The organism is Streptomyces sp. NPDC051172, from assembly GCF_040682555.1.
Classification (GTDB): Bacteria; Actinomycetota; Actinomycetes; order Streptomycetales; family Streptomycetaceae; genus Streptomyces.
The window spans coordinates 1-16,090 of the sequence record NZ_JBFBBE010000167.1 but is presented as its reverse complement, the minus strand read 5'-3'; the positions used below and the strand labels follow the sequence as shown (position 1 = coordinate 16,090).

At 71.1% G+C, this 16,090-nt stretch carries 13 protein-coding genes, 1 other RNA gene and 3 pseudogenes; 12 read left to right on the top strand and 5 right to left on the bottom strand.

The features are described from left to right. Window positions 1–284 precede the first annotated feature (284 nt). Entirely contained in the window at window positions 285–1,463 is a 1,179-nt protein-coding gene (locus AB0N07_RS46055) for a hypothetical protein (protein ID WP_365846116.1), read from the bottom strand. Between the two features lie 222 nt (window positions 1,464–1,685). Between AB0N07_RS46055 and AB0N07_RS46050 the strand changes: the two genes are divergently transcribed. From AB0N07_RS46050 to AB0N07_RS46040, 3 genes are read left to right on the top strand one after another with little or no spacing between them, the layout of a single operon-like run. After that, complete coding sequence (locus AB0N07_RS46050) at window positions 1,686–2,537, top strand: Nif3-like dinuclear metal center hexameric protein (RefSeq protein ID WP_365846114.1); 852 nt, start codon at window positions 1,686–1,688, stop codon at window positions 2,535–2,537. Next, the gene (locus AB0N07_RS46045) at window positions 2,534–3,277 is read left to right on the top strand and encodes a C4-type zinc ribbon domain-containing protein (protein ID WP_365846118.1); all 744 of its coding nucleotides are present in this window, start codon (window positions 2,534–2,536) and stop codon (window positions 3,275–3,277) included. Before AB0N07_RS46050 ends, AB0N07_RS46045 begins: the two co-directional genes overlap by 4 nt. 11 nt (window positions 3,278–3,288) lie before the next feature. After that, window positions 3,289–4,479: a bifunctional RNase H/acid phosphatase gene (locus AB0N07_RS46040; RefSeq protein WP_365846112.1), complete on the top strand. Its 1,191-nt coding sequence runs from the start codon at window positions 3,289–3,291 to the stop codon at window positions 4,477–4,479. On the opposite strand, the gene AB0N07_RS46035 is transcribed toward AB0N07_RS46040, so the two are convergent. Both AB0N07_RS46035 and yaaA read right to left on the bottom strand, forming a co-directional pair. Continuing rightward, window positions 4,454–5,116: a bifunctional 4-hydroxy-2-oxoglutarate aldolase/2-dehydro-3-deoxy-phosphogluconate aldolase gene (locus AB0N07_RS46035; protein WP_365846110.1), complete on the bottom strand. Its 663-nt coding sequence runs from the start codon at window positions 5,114–5,116 to the stop codon at window positions 4,454–4,456. The genes AB0N07_RS46040 and AB0N07_RS46035 overlap by 26 nt on opposite strands. 78 nt (window positions 5,117–5,194) lie before the next feature. Next, the gene (gene yaaA / locus AB0N07_RS46030; protein WP_365846108.1) at window positions 5,195–5,977 is read right to left on the bottom strand and encodes a peroxide stress protein YaaA; all 783 of its coding nucleotides are present in this window, start codon (window positions 5,975–5,977) and stop codon (window positions 5,195–5,197) included. 66 nt (window positions 5,978–6,043) lie between these two features. Here yaaA and AB0N07_RS46025 point away from each other — a divergent pair. The 5 genes and pseudogenes from AB0N07_RS46025 to AB0N07_RS46005 all read left to right on the top strand — a co-directional run bounded on the left by AB0N07_RS46025 (window position 6,044) and on the right by AB0N07_RS46005 (window position 9,470). Beyond that, a pseudogene (locus AB0N07_RS46025) lies at window positions 6,044–7,484 on the top strand (RNB domain-containing ribonuclease). Window positions 7,485–7,681: 197 nt separating this feature from the next. Then, entirely contained in the window at window positions 7,682–8,260 is a 579-nt protein-coding gene (locus AB0N07_RS46020) for a Uma2 family endonuclease (protein ID WP_365846105.1), read from the top strand. Next, window positions 8,257–8,400 (top strand): annotated as a pseudogene (locus AB0N07_RS46015) (AraC family ligand binding domain-containing protein); the annotation flags it as partial. The gene AB0N07_RS46020 and the pseudogene AB0N07_RS46015, both read left to right, overlap by 4 nt. A 139-nt stretch (window positions 8,401–8,539) precedes the next feature. After that, the gene (locus AB0N07_RS46010; RefSeq protein WP_365846103.1) at window positions 8,540–8,953 is read left to right on the top strand and encodes a DUF4260 family protein; all 414 of its coding nucleotides are present in this window, start codon (window positions 8,540–8,542) and stop codon (window positions 8,951–8,953) included. Further along, window positions 8,946–9,470: a TetR/AcrR family transcriptional regulator gene (locus AB0N07_RS46005; RefSeq protein ID WP_365846101.1), complete on the top strand. Its 525-nt coding sequence runs from the start codon at window positions 8,946–8,948 to the stop codon at window positions 9,468–9,470. Before AB0N07_RS46010 ends, AB0N07_RS46005 begins: the two co-directional genes overlap by 8 nt. Before the next feature lie 106 nt (window positions 9,471–9,576). Here the strand turns inward: AB0N07_RS46005 and AB0N07_RS46000 are convergent, their stop codons facing one another. Then, window positions 9,577–11,169, bottom strand: a complete 1,593-nt coding sequence (locus AB0N07_RS46000) for an FAD-dependent monooxygenase (protein WP_365846099.1) — start codon at window positions 11,167–11,169, stop codon at window positions 9,577–9,579. Window positions 11,170–11,216: 47 nt separating this feature from the next. Between AB0N07_RS46000 and AB0N07_RS45995 the strand changes: the two genes are divergently transcribed. From AB0N07_RS45995 to rnpB, 4 genes and pseudogenes are all read left to right on the top strand, one after another. Continuing rightward, window positions 11,217–11,852, top strand: a complete 636-nt coding sequence (locus AB0N07_RS45995) for a TetR/AcrR family transcriptional regulator (RefSeq protein WP_365846097.1) — start codon at window positions 11,217–11,219, stop codon at window positions 11,850–11,852. A gap of 93 nt (window positions 11,853–11,945) precedes the next feature. Beyond that, window positions 11,946–12,767, top strand: a complete 822-nt coding sequence (locus AB0N07_RS45990) for an AraC family transcriptional regulator (protein ID WP_365846095.1) — start codon at window positions 11,946–11,948, stop codon at window positions 12,765–12,767. 22 nt (window positions 12,768–12,789) lie between these two features. Next, window positions 12,790–13,572 (top strand): annotated as a pseudogene (locus AB0N07_RS45985) (DMT family transporter); the annotation flags it as partial. Between the two features lie 118 nt (window positions 13,573–13,690). Further along, window positions 13,691–14,093: RNase P RNA component class A (gene rnpB / locus AB0N07_RS45980), an RNA gene on the top strand. A gap of 227 nt (window positions 14,094–14,320) precedes the next feature. On the opposite strand, the gene AB0N07_RS45975 is transcribed toward rnpB, so the two are convergent. Beyond that, a complete protein-coding gene (locus AB0N07_RS45975; RefSeq protein ID WP_365846093.1) occupies window positions 14,321–15,910 on the bottom strand; it encodes an AIPR family protein in 1,590 nt (529 codons plus the stop codon). Between the last annotated feature and the right edge of the window lie 180 nt (window positions 15,911–16,090).

Here is a 16,090-nt window from a genome sequence, read left to right as displayed (position 1 = left end):
GGCCGGTGTGCGAGCCCCTTCCCTGCGTACCTTCAGGCAGCCGCTTCGCTGTCCTCGGCCGGCTTGCGGTGACGGCCGTGAGGGGCCGTGTCACCGTCCTGGACCGAATTCGGGCCCCGGTGCCGACCGTGACCGGCGTCTTCCCGGGACTCGGCGGACAGCGGCTGCATGGTGCTTGTGTCGCTCATCGGAAGGATTCACCCCGTCAACATGATCTTTCAAACAGCCGGGCGAGTTTAACCGGCCACCCTCCTCGCGAATCCAGACGGGCACGCCCATCGGCACTATTTCGTTACAAGACGTCCCAAGGGCGCTTGCTGCAAGGGCACGGGACGCGGTGCGACGGGCTCCGGAGGATCCGGCTGTGCCGGCTCACCCCGTGCCGGATCCTCCGGGCCCGCGCCCCCCGATCCCCCTGCATCCCCCGATTCCCCCGTCTCCCCCGAGGGCGCCGCCACCTGCGCCACGCCGCACGGCACCTCGGCCGTGGCGTAGGGCAGGTGGAGCACCCCGTCCCTGGTCCAGGTCCCCGCGCCCGCCAACCACCCGTACGGCGCGGCGAGATGGTGCACCTGCCGCCGGTCCGGCCGCCAAAGGCCCACCCAGCTGCCGACCGGCCCGTCGATGCGCAGCGCCACCCCGCAGGACTCCGGCAGCAGCACCTGCCCCGGCTGGATGGCGAAGGGCGTGACGACACAGTCGGGCAGTCGCAGGCACTCCGGGAAGCGCACCGGCAGGGTGCTGCCCAGCACGCCCCAGCCGAGGCGCTCCTCGCCCGGCGAGGGCGCGTCGGAGCGGATCAGCAGCAGACCGCTGTCCGGGTCGGCGAGCAGCAGCCGGTCGTCGCTGCCCTCGGCGATCTGCAGCAGCGGCGAGACCTCGCCCGCCCGCTCCAGGTCGACCACGACCGCCTTGGTCCGGCCCCCGGTCTCCCGGTCGAGCGCCAGCAGCCGTCCCGTGCGGTCCAGCCACACCCCGCCCGAGCAGCGGCCGGGGATCTCCGCCACGTGCTCAGGCCCGAAGGCGCCGCCCGCCACCAGCCACACCGTGCTGGAGCGCCGGCCCACGGCGACGGCGTACGCCTTCTCGCCGCCCGGCACGGGCGGCAGCAGCCGCAGCCGGGCGCCCTCCTCCGGGCACTCCACCGCGCCGATCAGCAGCTCGCCGGTGCCCGGTCCGGTCGGGTACAGCAGCGAGAACAGGTGCCGTCCCGCCGCCCGCCGGTGGATGAGGACCCGCCCGTCACCCATCGGCTGCACCTCGGTGCCGGGCTCCTCGGGCTGGTTGCCGGGCAGGGGCACGGCGTACGGCTCGGGGCCGTCCAGCGTCCAGCGCTCCGGGAACCAGGAGTCGCCGGCCGGCGCGAGGCGGGCGGCGTAGGCGCCGTCCACGGTGATGGTGCAGCCGGATCGCGGGGCGCCGTCCTCGGGAGCAGCCTCGGGTTCGATCGCACACGCCGTCATGGTCTGGTCACCTCCGGCGACGAAGCTAGTTTTCGCACGCACACACGTGGGACCACGAGGCCCCTGCTTCACACATAAGGGTGGCGGGGGAACGATTCGCCTGAGGGAACGGGGGCGGGTGTGCTGAAGGGGCCGAGAGGTGAGTGCCGGGACAGAGATCCCCCTCCACCCGGCTACGGACATCGGTTCAGCGGCACAGATCAGCCAGGTAGCCTTTTGTCCGTGCCCCGTCTGTCTGAAGTCATCGCCGCGCTGGAGAACCTGTGGCCCGCCGAGCGGGCCGAGTCCTGGGACGCGGTCGGCACCGTCGTGGGCGACCCCGACCAGGAGGTCACCCGGGTGCTGTTCGCGGTCGACCCCGTGCAGGAGATCGTCGACGAGGCGGTGAAGCTGGGCGCCGACCTGCTGGTCACCCACCACCCGCTCTACCTTCGCGGTACGACGACGGTCGCGGCGACCCACTTCAAGGGCCGCGTCGTACACACCCTGATCAAGAACGACATCGCGCTGCACGTCGCCCACACCAACGCGGACACGGCCGACCCCGGTGTCAGCGATGCGTTGGCCGGTGCGCTGGACCTGCGCGTCGTACGCCCCCTGGTGCCGGACCCGGCCGATCCGTCCGGCCGCCGGGGCCTCGGCCGCATCTGCGAGCTGGACCACCCGCTGCCGCTGCGCGAGTTCGCCCAGCAGGCCGCCGCCCGGCTGCCCGCCACCGCGCAGGGCATCCGCGTCGCCGGCGACCCCGAGGCGCTCGTCCGCACGGTCGCGGTCAGCGGCGGCTCCGGCGACAGCCTCTTCGACCAGGTACGCGCGGCCGGTGTCGACGCCTTCCTCACCGCGGACCTGCGCCACCACCCGGCCTCCGAGGCCGTGCTCCAAAGCCCCCTCGCGCTGCTCGACGCGGCGCACTGGGCCACCGAATGGCCCTGGTGCGAGCTGGCCGCCACCCAGCTCGACGAGATCTCCGACCGCCACGGATGGGACCTCAGGGTCCATGTCTCCAAGACGGTCACCGACCCCTGGACGGCCCACGCGGCCTCCCCCGATCCGACTGCAGGAGCCCCCAACTGAACGCCGCGCCCGCCGACCAGATCCGACTCCTCGACGTCCAGGCCCTCGACGTACGCCTGCAGCAGCTCGCGCACAAGCGGAAGTCGCTGCCCGAGCACGCCGAGATCGAGTCGCTCACCAAGGACCTCACCCAGCTGCGCGACCTCCTGGTGGCCGCGCAGACCGAGCAGAGCGACACCGCCCGCGAGCAGACCAAGGCCGAGCAGGACGTGGACCAGGTGCGCCAGCGCGCCGCCCGCGACCAGAAGCGCCTGGACTCGGGCGCCGTCACCTCGCCCAAGGACCTGGAGAACCTCCAGCGCGAGATCGCCTCCCTCGCCAAGCGGCAGAGCGACCTCGAGGACGTCGTCCTGGAGGTCATGGAGCGCATCGAGTCCGTGCAGGAGCGGGTCGCCGAGCTCACCGAGCGCGTCTCCTCCGTCCAGTCGAGGATCGACGACGCGACCGCGCGCCGTGACGCCGCCTTCGAGGAGATCGACGGCGAGGTGGCGACGGTGACCAAGGAGCGCGAGGTCATCGCGGGCGCCATCCCCGCCGACCTGCTGAAGCTCTACGACAAGCTGCGCGAGCAGCAGGGCGGCATCGGCGCGGCCAAGCTGTACCAGCGCACCTGTCAGGGCTGCCGCCAGGAGCTGGCGATCACCGACATCAACGACATCCGCGCGGCCGCCCCCGACACCGTGGTGCGCTGTGAGAACTGCCGTCGCATCCTGGTGCGTACGGCCGAGTCCGGCCTGTAGGAGCCTGTACCGTGCGGGAGTTCATCGTCGAGGCCGACGGCGGTTCGCGGGGCAACCCGGGACCCGCGGGCTACGGATCCGTGGTGCTCGACGCGGCGACCGGGGAGACCCTCGTCGAGGCCGCGGAGTACATCGGCGTCGCGACCAACAACGTCGCCGAGTACCGGGGCCTGCTGGCGGGCCTGCGCGCCGCCCACGAACTGGACCCCTCGGCCAGGGTCCGCGTCCGTATGGACTCCAAGCTGGTCGTCGAGCAGATGTCGGGCCGCTGGAAGATCAAGCACCCGGACATGAAGCCGCTGGCGGCGGTGGCGGCCCGCGTTTTCCCGCCGGACCAGGTGACGTACGAGTGGATCCCGCGGGAGCAGAACAAGCACGCCGACCGCCTGGCCAACGAGGCGATGGACGCGGGCAAGCGCGGCGAGCAGTGGTCGCCGTCGGCATCGACGGCGGAGCTGGAGACGGCCGCCGAGAGGACCGCGGTCGCCGAGCCGGCCGCCGCCGACGTCCCGAAGGCCGAGGCCGATGTACGGGCCGCAACGGCCGTCGCCAGCCCTGGCTGGGCCCCCGCCGACCTGGGCGCGCCCGCGACCTTCGTGCTGCTGCGGCACGGTGAGACCCCGCTGACCCCGCAGAAGCGTTTCTCGGGCAGCAGCGGCACCAACCCCTCCCTGTCCGACGTCGGCCGGGAGCAGGCCGAGCGCGCCGGGGCCGCGCTGGCCCGGCGCGGCACCATCCAGGCGATCGTCGCGTCACCCCTCGCCCGCACCCGGGAGACCGCCGGCATCGTCGCCCGGCACCTCGGCCTGGAGGTGACCGTCGAGGACGAGATCCGGGAGACGGACTTCGGCGCCTGGGAGGGCCTCACCTTCGCCGAGGTCCGCGAGCGCTACCCCGACGACCTGAACACCTGGCTCGCCGACCCGCACGCCCAGCCCTCGGGCGGCGGCGAGAGCTTCGCGGCGACGGCGACCCGTATCGCGGCGGCCCGCGACAAGCTGGTCGCGGCCTACGCGGGCCGCACGGTCCTGCTCGTCTCGCACGTCACGCCGATCAAGACCTTCGTCCAACTTGCCCTGGGCGCACCGCCGGAGGCGCTGTTCCGCATGGAACTCTCGGCGGCCGCACTGTCCGCGGTGGCCTACTACGCGGACGGCAACGCGAGCGTACGGCTCTTCAACGACACGTCCCACCTGCGCTGAGCGCCCGGTTGGGAGCCCGGGTGAGCCCCGCCGCCTCGCGGGCCAGCGACTCGATCCGATCCCAGTCGCGGGCCGCGAGGGCATCGGCAGGGAGCATCCAAGTACCGCCCACACAGCCGACGTTGGGCAGCGCCAGGTAGTCGGGCGCGTTCGCCGGTCCGATGCCCCCGGTCGGACAGAACCGCGCCTGCGGCAGCGGCCCCGCCAGCGACTTCAGATACGCCGTGCCACCCGCGGCCTGCGCCGGGAAGAACTTCATCTCCCGCACCCCGCGCTCCAGCAGCGCCACCACCTCGGAGGTCGTCGACACTCCCGGGAGGAACGGCACCCCGGACGCCTTCATGGCCGCCAGCAGTACGTCCGTCCAGCCCGGGCTGACCAGGAACCGCGCCCCGGCGGCCACCGAGTCCTTCACCTGCTCCGGCGTGATCACGGTCCCTGCTCCGACCACCGCGTCGGGTACCGCTTCGGCGATCGCCCGGATCGCGTCCAGGGCGGCCGGCGTCCGCAGCGTCACCTCGATGGCGGGCAGTCCTCCCGCCACCAGCGCCCTCGCCAGCGGAACGGCGTCGGCGGCGTCAGAGAGGACGACGACGGGCACGACGGGGGCAAGGTCGAGGAGCGATGAGGCAGCCATGCCGTCATCGTGCCCGGGTCATGCAGCATGCGCAAAGCTCATTGCGCATGCTGCAACGGGTGCTTTGATTGCCATGGGTCAGTGGATCTCGTCCACCAACACGTCCAGCATCCACGGCTTCCCGGCCCCTGTCGGAGGCTCCACCTCCACCACGTAGCCGAGCTCGCTCAGCGTCTCCACCAGCTCTGCCGGGCCCTTGGGTGCCGCGCCCGCCGTCAGCAGGCTCCGTACGATCCGCCCCTTGGTCGCCTTGTTGAAGTGGCTGACCACCTTGCGTGTGGGCGCGTGCAGCACCCGTACGCTCGCCGTCCGCCCGGCGACCTCGCCCTTCGGCTTCCAGGCGGCCGCGTACGCGGAGGACCGCAGATCCAGCACCAGCCCTTCCCCGGCGGCCTCGGGCATCACCTCGGCCATCGGCGCGCGCCAGTACGCACCCAGCGCCCCGATCCCCGGCAGCTTCACGCCCGTCGAGCAGCGATAGGAGGGGATGCGGTCGTTGACGCGCACCGCACCCCACAACCCGGAGAACACGAGCAGGGAGCGCGCGGCCCGCCTCTTCGCGGCCGCATCCAGGGAGCCCAGGTCGAGCGCGTCGTACAGCACCCCCGTGTAGATCTCCCCGGCGGGCCGCGCCCCCGCGGTCCGCAACTCGGCGTTCTTCGCGACCTCGCCCCGCAGCCCCTCGCTCAGCCCGAGCACCTCGCGTGCCTTCTCCTCGTCCCCGGCACACAGCTCGACCAGTTCGCCGAGTACGGCCTCACGGGCGGGCGTGAGCCCCGGAAGCGACAGCGACTCCGTCTTCAGCGGTGCGCCACGGCCGGAGGACGCCTTGCCTTCGGAGGGAGGCAGCAGGACAAGCACGGAAGATCTCCTTCTGTTTGAGCTCCCGGACAGCGTACGGGGCCGGGTGTGCCTACCCTCGGCTGTATGCCCCGCCGCCACATCCGAGTGACCGGCGCCCCCGAAGCCCCCCTTCGGGCCGCCCTCACCGCGCTGCGCACCGAACTCGGCGTCCCCGAGAGCTACCCGCCCGCGGCGCTGGCAGAGGCCGAGCGATCAGCGAGGACCCCGGCCCTGCCGTCGTACGACGCGACGGACATCCCCTTCTTCACCATCGACCCGCCGACCTCCACCGACCTCGACCAGGCGATGCACCTGTCCCGCCAGGGCACCGGCTACCGGGTGCGGTACGCCATCGCGGACGTGGCCGCCTTCGTCGTGCCCGGGGCGGCGCTGGACGCGGAGACCCACCGGCGGGTGACGACCCTGTACTTCCCGGACGAGCGCATCCCGCTGCACCCGGCGCTGCTGAGCGAGGGCGCCGCGAGTCTGCTGCCCGGCCAGGTCCGCCCGGCCGTGCTCTGGACGCTCGACCTCGACGACGACGCCCGTACGCTCGCCGTCGACGTCCGCCGCGCCCTCGTCCGCAGCAGGGCCAAGCTCGACTACGCCGCCGTACAGAAGCAGATCGACGACAAGACGGCCGAGGAACCGCCGGCGCTGCTCAAGGAGATCGGGGAGGCGCGGGAGCGACTGGAGGTGGAACGGGGCGGGATCTCGCTGAACGTCCCCGAGCAGGAAGTCGTAGAGCGCGATCACGCATATGAACTGACCTACCGTGCCCCGCTCCCCGCCGACGGCTGGAACGCCCAGATCTCCCTGCTGACGGGGATGGCGGCGGCAGATCTCATGCTGGCGGCGGGCACCGGCGTCCTGCGCACGCTGCCCGCTGCCCGCTGCCCCCGATGGTGCCGTCGGCCGTCTGCGCCGCACCGCGCACGCCCTGCACATCGACTGGCCGCACCACGTCTCGTACGCCCAGCTCATCCGCTCCCTCGACCCGCACCGCCCGCACCACGCGGCCTTCCTCCAGGAGTGCACGACACTGCTGCGCGGCGCCGGCTACACCGTCTTCCGGGACGGCGCCCTCCCGCCCATCACCACACACGCCGCCGTGGCCGCCCCGTACGCCCACTGCACGGCGCCGCTGCGGCGCCTGGCCGACCGGTACGCGTCCGAGCTGTGCCTGGCGGCAGCGGCGGGCGAGCCCCCGCCCGACTGGGTACTGGCCGCTCTGGACGAGCTGCCGCACCAGATGGCCGAGGGCAGCCGACGCGCGGGCACGGTCGAGCGCGAGTGCGTCGACATCGTGGAGGCGGCGCTGCTGGCGGGCCGGGTGGGGGAGGTGTTCGACGGCTGCGTGGTGGACGTGGAGGAGCGTCAACCGGGCGTCGGCATCGTCCAGTTGGCGTCCCCGGCGGTCATCGGCCGCATCGAGGGCGAACACCTGCCGCTGGGGGAGCGGCTGCGGGTGCGCCTCACCCAGGCGGATCCGGCATCGGCGAAGGTGCGGTTCGCGCCTGCGTGAGAGTACGTCCGAGGGCCTGTACGAGTGTGTCGGCGTCGTCGGCGTGGAAGCGGACGAGGCGGCAGGGTCAAGCGGGCGGGTCGGCTCCTGACGACCATGGTGATCGTGTGCCACGATCGAGGGAACGGATCCCGATCTCTCGGACAGGTGATCTCCCGATGTCCCAGTCTGGCGAGCGACCGAAGGAGGGGCGTGACATGACTGCCATGGCCCACGAGCCGCTCACGCAGGAAGAGGTCCTGCTGGAGGGCTTTCTCGCCCTGGACACACCGGAGGGTTTCCGGGCCGAGTTGATCGAGGGGGAGATCGTTGTGACGCCGCCGCCGGACGGGGACCACGAGGACTACATCGAGCTGATTGTGAATCAGGTGTACAGGCGGTCCCGGACCGACATGCAGTTCTCCGGCAACAAGGGGCTGAAGCTGCGGGGCGGGGGCGGCTGCCCGAAGGACCACGTGATCCCGGACGGCACGTTCGCCCCCAGGAAGCTGCGGCTTTACCGGGGCGCCGACTCCTGGATGCCCTGCGAGGGCGTCACCATGGTTCTGGAGGTGACCTCGACCAAACCGAAGGCCGACCGAGAGGCCAAGCGGCGCTGCTACGCCCGAGGGGGGATCCCCCTCTACTTGCTCGTCGACCGGGACGCCTCCTCGATCACGCTGTTCAGCGACCCCGAGAAGGACGACTACCGCGAGCACTGCACTCGTCCCCTCGGGAAGCCGCTCACCCTCCCGGAGCCGTTCGCCTTCGATCTGGAGACGACGGACTTTCTCTGAGCCGCCGACGCCCTCGGCCACTGCGGGCTGCCCGCTTCCAGCGGCACGTCCACGCCCCGCACGCGCCCGCCGAGTACACCATCGGCGTCTGTGCCGGCGGCTCCGTGGCCGTCGACTACCGCGGTGGCCACGTCCGTACTGAGACTGACGTCGCGGCAGGGGCAAGCGGCGGCCGGCCGTCGTACATCTGGCACCCCTTGACGGCTAACGACGTTAGCCGTACCGTCATGGATATCAGGCTAACGGTGTTAGCCACTCGCTCCCCGTCTGGAGGCAGCCATGACCACGGTCACGACCACCACGCACCGCTCGGCCCTCCCCCTCGCCCGACGCGCCGCCTGGCTCGCGAACGCCCTTTTCTGGTCCGCCTTCGCGGTGCTGGAAGCCGTCAACCACGGCTGGCTCGCCGGCACCCTCGCCCTCGCCTTCTTCGTCCTGCCGGACCTGACCTTCCTGGTCGCCCTGGACGATGCGCCCAGGATGGCGAAGGGGCAGCTGGCCCCGCGCGCGGTGCCGTACTACAACGCGATGCACCGGGCCCTGGTCCCGCTGGCGCTGATCGTGGCGTACACAATCGGACCGGTCACCTGGGCCCCGGCCTTCGCGGCCCTGTGCGGCTGGCTCGCCCACATCTCGTACGATCGCGCCTTCGGCTACGGACTGCGCACCAAGGAGGGCTTCCAGCGTGGCTGACCGCCTCACCCCCCGCGCCCGCGAGATCGCGACGGAAGCCAGGATCCTCCTGGAGGAGTCCGGGCCGGCCGCACTCACCCTGCGGGCCCTCGCCGACCGTCTCGGCATCAAGGCCCCGTCCCTCTACAAGCACTTCCCCGACAAGCACGCCGTGGAGGTCGAGCTGATCGCGCAGATGCTGGAGGAGTCGGCGGCGGCCATGGAGTCGGCGGAGGAGCACGAGCCCGGCTCACTCCCCGCACTGGCGGAGGCGTACCGCACGTACGCGCTCGCCCACCCCCACCTCTACTGCCTCGCCACCGAACGCCCCCTGCCCCGCGCCGCCCTCCCCGCCGGCCTGGAGGACCGGGCCGCTATGCCGTTGATGCGGGCCTGCGGCGGCGACCTGGACACGGCACGTTCCGTCTGGGCGTTCGCCCACGGGATGGTGATCCTGGAGATCCACGGCAGGTTTCCGGACGACGCCGATCTGGCCGCGGCGTGGAAACGGGGCCTGAAGGCGTTCCAGCCTCAGTAAGGCGCAGGGGGTTGCGGTCTGGGCCGGCGGCTCCGAGGCCATCGACTACCGCGGCGGCCACGTCCGCACCGGCCCCACTCGGTCAGCCGCCGATTTTCACGGCAGGTCAAGCACCGACGGCAGCACCGAACCAGAGTTCCAGTGCCCGGCCGAGCGCGTCCCCGCCCTCGTCGTCCTCGTCCGCCGCCCAGGCGACGAAGCCGTCCGGCCGTACCAGCAGCCCCGTTAGCCCCGGCCGGTCGGCGCTGGCGAGAGTGCGGACCTCGACCCGGTCGCCGTATCCCTTGGCGCGGGCGCGGAGCTTGGGGTCGTCGGCGAGGTCCAGCAGCAGGGCGCGGCCGGTGTGCAGATGGTCGGCGAGGCGGGTGCCGTCGGAGAGTTCCAGGTCGGGGGCGCTGCGGCCGACGAGCGGATGGTCGCCGGGCAGGTCGTAGCGCTGCCAGACGCCGGAGATCTTCTTGGCGAAGAACGTGGTGCCGGTGACCGTCCGCGACAGCTCGGTGATCACCTCGCGCAGGGCGCGCGCATGCGACTCGGGCCGCATCAGGGCGATCTGAGCCCGCGTCCAGTCGAGCACCCAGGCGCCGATCGGATGCCGTTCGGCGGTGTACGAGTCGAGCAGCGCCTCGGGGGCCCGCCCGCGCACCACGGCCGCGAGCTTCCAGCCCAGATTCATCGCGTCCCCGATGCCGAGGTTCAGCCCCTGCCCGCCGAACGGCGAGTGCACATGCGCCGCATCGCCCGCCAGCAGCACCCGGCCCTTGCGATAGCTGCTCGCCTGACGGCAGTTGTCGGTGAACCGGGTCGCCGAGTGCACCGCGGTCACCGTGACCTCCACCCCGGTCACCCGGCGCAGGCTGCCCTCCAACTCCCGGGCGGTGATGGGGGATTGGCGGTCCGCGGGCGGCCCGTCGAACTCCACGGTGAGGATGCGTCCCGGCATCGGCCCGTGCACGTACGTCCCCACGTCCGTCGTGTTCCAGCCGGTCTTGAGTCCTTCGGCGCCGGTCATCTCCACGAGCGCCTGATATCCGGTGATCTCCGGGTCCGTCCCGGGAAAGTCGAACCCCGCGAGCTTGCGCACCCTGCTGCGCCCGCCGTCGCAGCCGACGAGCCAGGCGGCACGGATCTCCTCCGTCGCACCCGTCGCGCCCGCCGCGGCATCGGCTACGGCGACGACCACGTGGTCGTCGTACATCTCGAACCCGGTCAGCTCGACCCCGCGACGCACCTCCACCCCGAGCTCCTCCGCACGCCCGGCGAGGATCCGCTCCAGCGTGGCCTGCGGGACAAAACCGACCCGCTCGGCGGGACCCGCTCCGCCGAAGTCGGGGTCACTCTCGTCCAGCAGCTCGCCGTGCAGCCAGATACCGGCGAAGTGCCCGGCGAACCTGGGCGGCGGCAGCGCGTCCTCGTCCTCGCCCCGCGCCCGGCGGAACCTCCGGAACCCCTTCATCGCCTCCTCCTGCACCGCGGCCAGCGCGGGCAGTAACCCCCGCCGGTACAGCGCCTCGGCGGAGGGCAGATTGATCGCGCCCGCCTTGATCGTCTCGTCCACCTCGGCCAGCCGCTCCACGACCAGCACACGGGCCCCGCCGAGCCGCAGCTCACAGCCGAGCAGCAGGCCCACGGGCCCGGCGCCGGCCACCACAACGTCGTACATCTTCATGTCCACGCTCATGTTCATGCTCATATTCATGAGCATGAGTGTAGTCACTAAAATTTTTTGCTCGCTATAGTTTTCTCATGCCAGGTGAACGTGAAGACGAACGCACGGATGCGGAACTGCCGCTGCGCGAACGCAAGAAGAGGGAGACCCGGCAGCGGATCTCCGACATCGCGACCGGACTGTTCCAGGAGCGCGGCTTCGACGCGGTGACCGTGGCCGAGGTCGCCCGGGCAGCCGACGTGTCCGCCATGACCGTCTTCAACTACTTTCCGCGCAAGGAGGACCTCTACCTCGACCGCATCCCCGAGGCCGCAGCGACCTTCGCCGACGCCGTCCGCAGGCGCCGCCCCGACGAGACCCCGCTGGCCGCCCTGCGCCGCCTGGCACTCGAACTCCTCGACCAGGGACACCCGTTGGCCGGCGTGAACGACCGATTCCCGACCTTCTGGCGGGTCGTCATGGAGTCACCCGGCCTGCGGGCCCGCGCCCGTGAAGGCCTGGAGGAGGTGGAGAACGCCCTGACCGAGGCGCTCACGGAAGCATCCGTCACCAACCCACACCTGCTCGCGGCCCTGACCGTAGCCGCCTACCGCTCGGTCTACGTCACCACCGCCCGCCGCCTGCTCGCCGGAGAGCCGGCGGCCGAGCTGATCGACGACCACCGCGCACGCATCGAGGCGGTCTTCGACGTACTGGAGCGAATGGATCCATAGCGCCCCGTGCGGACCGGGGGCATGGAAACGGGCCGGAGTTTGTTGCACCCCGTACGCCGACGGAGACGTAGACCGAACGGATGGGGGCGCACGGTGAGCGAGCAGGCACTGTGGACCCGCGCGCGCCTAGGCCGCTGCGGCCCGCCCCTCGACCTGCTCACCGCCCGCTTCCAGCGGCACGTCTACGCCCCGCACGCGCACGCCGAGTACACCATCGGCGTCTGCGTCGGCGGCTCCGAGGTCATCGACTACCGCGGCGGCCACATCCGCACCGGCCCCGGCTCGATCATCGTCCTCGACCCCGGCGAGATGCACACCGGCGGCCCCGACACCCCCACCGACGGCTACGCCTACCGCGCTCTGTACGCCGACCCGGCCCTCCTCGCCGACGGCACCCTCAGCGGCCTCCCGCACTTCCGCGACCCCGTGATCGACGACCCCGAGCTGGTCACCGCCCTCCGCCTCGCCCACACCGAACTCAGCGCCTGCCCGGACCCCTTGGAGACGGAGTCCCGCCTCCCATGGCTGCTGACGGCCCTGGCCCGCCGCCACTCCACGGCCCGCTCGGCGCCGGACGCGGTGCCGGGCGCCGACCACATCGCTCTCGTGGTCCGCGACCGCCTGGCCGACGAACTACTGGACCCCCCGTCCCTGGCAGACCTCGCGACTGACCTGGACCTGTCCCGCTACCAACTCCTCCGAGCCTTCCGTACGACGATGGGGATACCGCCGTACGCGTGGCTGGCCCAGCACCGGGTGAGCCGGGCTCGGGGGCTGCTGGAGTCGGGCCTGCGGCCGGCGGAGGTGGCCACCCTGGTCGGCTTCGCGGACCAGGCCCACCTGACACGCTGGTTCCGCCGCGTGCTGGGGGTGACCCCGGCGGCGTACCGCAACAGCGTTCAAGACGCCAGGTAGTGGCTCGGCCGATCCTGTCCGCATGACTGCACGCGGCTGGTTCCTGTTCTCCCTGATGGGAGTCATCTGGGGCATCCCCTACCTGATGATCAAGGTGGCGGTGGACGCCCCCCTCACCCCGTCGATGGTGGTATTCACGCGCTGCGCACTCGGCGCACTCCTCCTGCTCCCCTTCGCGATACGGCAGGGCGGCCTGATCCGCACGGTCCGCACCCACTGGCTGCCGATGCTGGCCTTCGCGTGCATAGAGATCATCGGCCCGTGGTTCACGCTCACGGACGCGGAACGGCACCTGTCGAGCTCCACGGCCGGCCTGCTGATCGCGGGCGTGCCGATCGTGGGCGTGGTGCTGGCCCGCTTCTTCGGCGACACGGAGCGCCTGGGCGTACGGCGGATGACGGGCCTCGGACTGGGCCTGGCGGGCGTAGGCGTACTGACCGTCCCGCACCTGACCGGCGGCGACGCCCGCTCGCTCGGTGAGGTCATGCTGACGGTGCTGGGTTACTCGACGGCACCCTTGATCGCGGCACGCTGGCTGAAGGACGTCCCGACCCTGCAGCTGACGGCCCCGTGCCTGGCACTGGCGGCGGTCGTCTACGCAACACCGGCGGCGGCGACCTGGCCCTCGACCATCCCCTCCGCCTCGGTCCTGACGGCCCTGATCGGCCTGGGAGCGATCTGCACGGCACTCGCCTTCGTGGCCTTCCTGGAACTGATCAAGGAGGTCGGCCCGACCCGCGCGACGGTGTTCACGTACGTCAACCCGGCGGTGGCGGTAGCAGCGGGAGCCGTCTTCCTGAACGAGCGCTTCACTCTGGGCATCGGGATCGCCTTCACCCTGATCCTGGCGGGCTCGGTCCTGGCGACGGCGGCCTCCGGTCCGGCAAAGGGCGGACGCCCGGTAGCATGGTCGACACGGCAGACGAGCCGGGCGGACGGCCGCGTGGAGTCCCCTTGAGGGGCTTCCCGAGGAACGTCCGGGCTCCACAGGGCAGGGTGGTGGCTAACGGCCACCCGGGGTGACCCGCGGGACAGTGCCACAGAAAACAAACCGCCCAGCACTTCGGTGCTGGGTAAGGGTGAAACGGCGGTGTAAGAGACCACCAGTGCCCAGGGTGACCTGGGCAGCTAGGTAAACCCCACCCGGAGCAAGGTCAAAAGGGAGCGCCCCGGCGCTCCTGCGGAGGCGTTCGAGGGCTGCCCGCCCGAGCCCCCGGGTAGACCGCACGAGGCCGGTGGCAACACCGGCCCTAGATGGATGGCCGTCTCCCCGGCCGCCGCGAGGCGACCGGGTGACAGAACCCGGCGTATAGCCCGACTCGTCTGCCGCTGGGGTTCTGACCCGGCTTTCCGAAAGTCCCGCGGCAGGATGCCTGCGACTCGCACCAGCGCACACGGTTCCGGAGGGCGTTTAACTCTCAGACAGAGCAGCAGGTCCGAGGCACGTTCGGGATCGGGCGGATGCGATCTGTCCGCGGGTGGTCCACGGTTCCACAGCGGCGGCGTCAAACACACACATAGCGCTCGCCGTAACCACGAACGAGGAGTCCGCGTCACTGCCGGAGAATCTCCGACCTGCTCGGCGGCAACTCGGCGTCCTTCTCCTCCTCCATACCGTCGAGGAGTCGCCGAGCGAGGATGGCGAGCGTTTCTCCGTCCTGAGTGGCCCAGCGGGCCGTGCCCTGGTTCGCGACGGGGCGGCCTTCCCATTCGGCCAGCTCCCACATCCGTGCGATGAGACCGCTGGGCGAATACGCGACGCCGTCGGCGGCCCAGACGATGGGACGTGTCCGGCTGGTGTTGGTCCACTTCGCGAGTCCTCGGCGCGGATTCGCGGCGAGCCATGCGGCCAGCGCGTCTCTCTCAGGCTGCAGGTACAGGGCCAGGTGCAGGGGCGTCCCTTCCGCCAGAGCACCGCGGTCGATGATGACGTGTACCGCGTTAGGCCTGCGTCGCTTGCGCGGTTTGTTCTCCTGGCGCCGATACTTCGCGGCGGCGTCCTCGGTGGCACCGCCTTCGAGGGCCGCCAGGACCGCGGTCACGAGGTCGGCGGCCTGCTGAGGGTCGGCACACACGCGCTGGAGACTCGTTCGGGTACCCACCTCGTCGTCCAGGACCTGCACAAGTACTGGGACGATGTGCTTGACCAGCTCGGGCACCTGCTCCTTGGCCGTGGCGGCCCATGCGAGCGACTGGTCTGGTTCACCCATGCCGGCGTCCTGGGCCAGCAGTTGCCGGAACACCAGGTGGGTGATGAGGAACGTGCCGTCGTCGATGACGGCCGCCGCGCGTCCCTCGTACTGTTCGCGTTCCATACGCAGTGCCGTCCGCACCGCCCGGAGGACGCTCACGGCGTTCCAGGTCTCGTACACGCCGGGCACAGAGCGGAAGAGGGGGTCGTAGATACCGCTGCCGCCCCGTTCCCACAACGCGTCGGTGGTGCCGGACGCGACGAGCCGGGCCGCGAACCGGCTGCCGCTGTGGGCGCAGGCGAGCGCGCACGCGGCTTCCACCACGGAGCAGCCCTCGTCGTCCTGGGGTTCGAGTTCGCTGCGGCGCACGCTGTACACAAGGCCCAGTTCGGCGCGGAACTCCTTGATGAGTACCGCCTGGACGGGTTCGAGGGCGATCCGGTCGCGCTCGGTGATGTGGTTCTGCCGGTTGGTGGCCTGGGTGGTGCGGTTGGCGAATTCGGTGTCGCCGCCGGTGACGATGAACCGGACGGTGACCTGGGCGAGTCCGGACTCCTCGGACTGCTGGGCGGCGTCGATGACGGAACGTACGGTTTGTGCGCCGTTCACGACGCTTGCGCCCTTAGCTGTGAGGCGGACAGGGTGGCGCTCGGGGAACTTCTGCGACCCGGGCACCGCTTCCAGGGAGTCGCAAAGAACCGTGACTCCGTTGTTGAAGTACCAAAAGTGGGACGGCTCGCCGGTGAGCGTGTCCAGTAGTTCCTTGTTGATGGGGGTCAGCCCCAGCGGGTCGCGGATGTTGCGGACGAACAGCTCGTTGCCATGCTCGGTCCAGGTCGCGACCTCTTCGGCCTGCATGACGCCCTCGTAGGAGAGGTAGGGCGAGGGCACGCTGAACCAGGGGTGGAGCGTCGCCGTGAGCGTGACGGGTTCACTTTGCTGGTCCTTCAATACCAGAGCGTGGATGTCAGGCGCGTGCAGGAATTGGTGATCGACGTAGTCACCATGGGAGTTGAACTCGCCCTCGCCGTTCTTGATGCAAGGCCGGGAAGTTAAGGATCTTCTGGTCGGTGTCGAGCGTGTCGGGTCAGCAGGCGAGGGCGTAGGTGGCGGGGCCGGTCTTGTGGATCA

Bases quoted from the DNA above. Each gene is read 5' to 3' on its own strand.
- AB0N07_RS46055 (WP_365846116.1), bottom strand. From the start codon at position 1,463: ATGACGGCGTGTGCGATCGAACCCGAGGCTGCTCCCGAGGACGGCGCC.
- AB0N07_RS46035 (WP_365846110.1), bottom strand. From the start codon at position 5,116: ATGGCTGCCTCATCGCTCCTCGACCTTGCCCCCGTCGTGCCCGTCGTC.
- AB0N07_RS46020 (WP_365846105.1), top strand. From the start codon at position 7,682: ATGACTGCCATGGCCCACGAGCCGCTCACGCAGGAAGAGGTCCTGCTG.
- AB0N07_RS46010 (WP_365846103.1), top strand. From the start codon at position 8,540: ATGACCACGGTCACGACCACCACGCACCGCTCGGCCCTCCCCCTCGCC.
- AB0N07_RS46000 (WP_365846099.1), bottom strand. From the start codon at position 11,169: ATGAATATGAGCATGAACATGAGCGTGGACATGAAGATGTACGACGTT.
- AB0N07_RS45995 (WP_365846097.1), top strand. From the start codon at position 11,217: ATGCCAGGTGAACGTGAAGACGAACGCACGGATGCGGAACTGCCGCTG.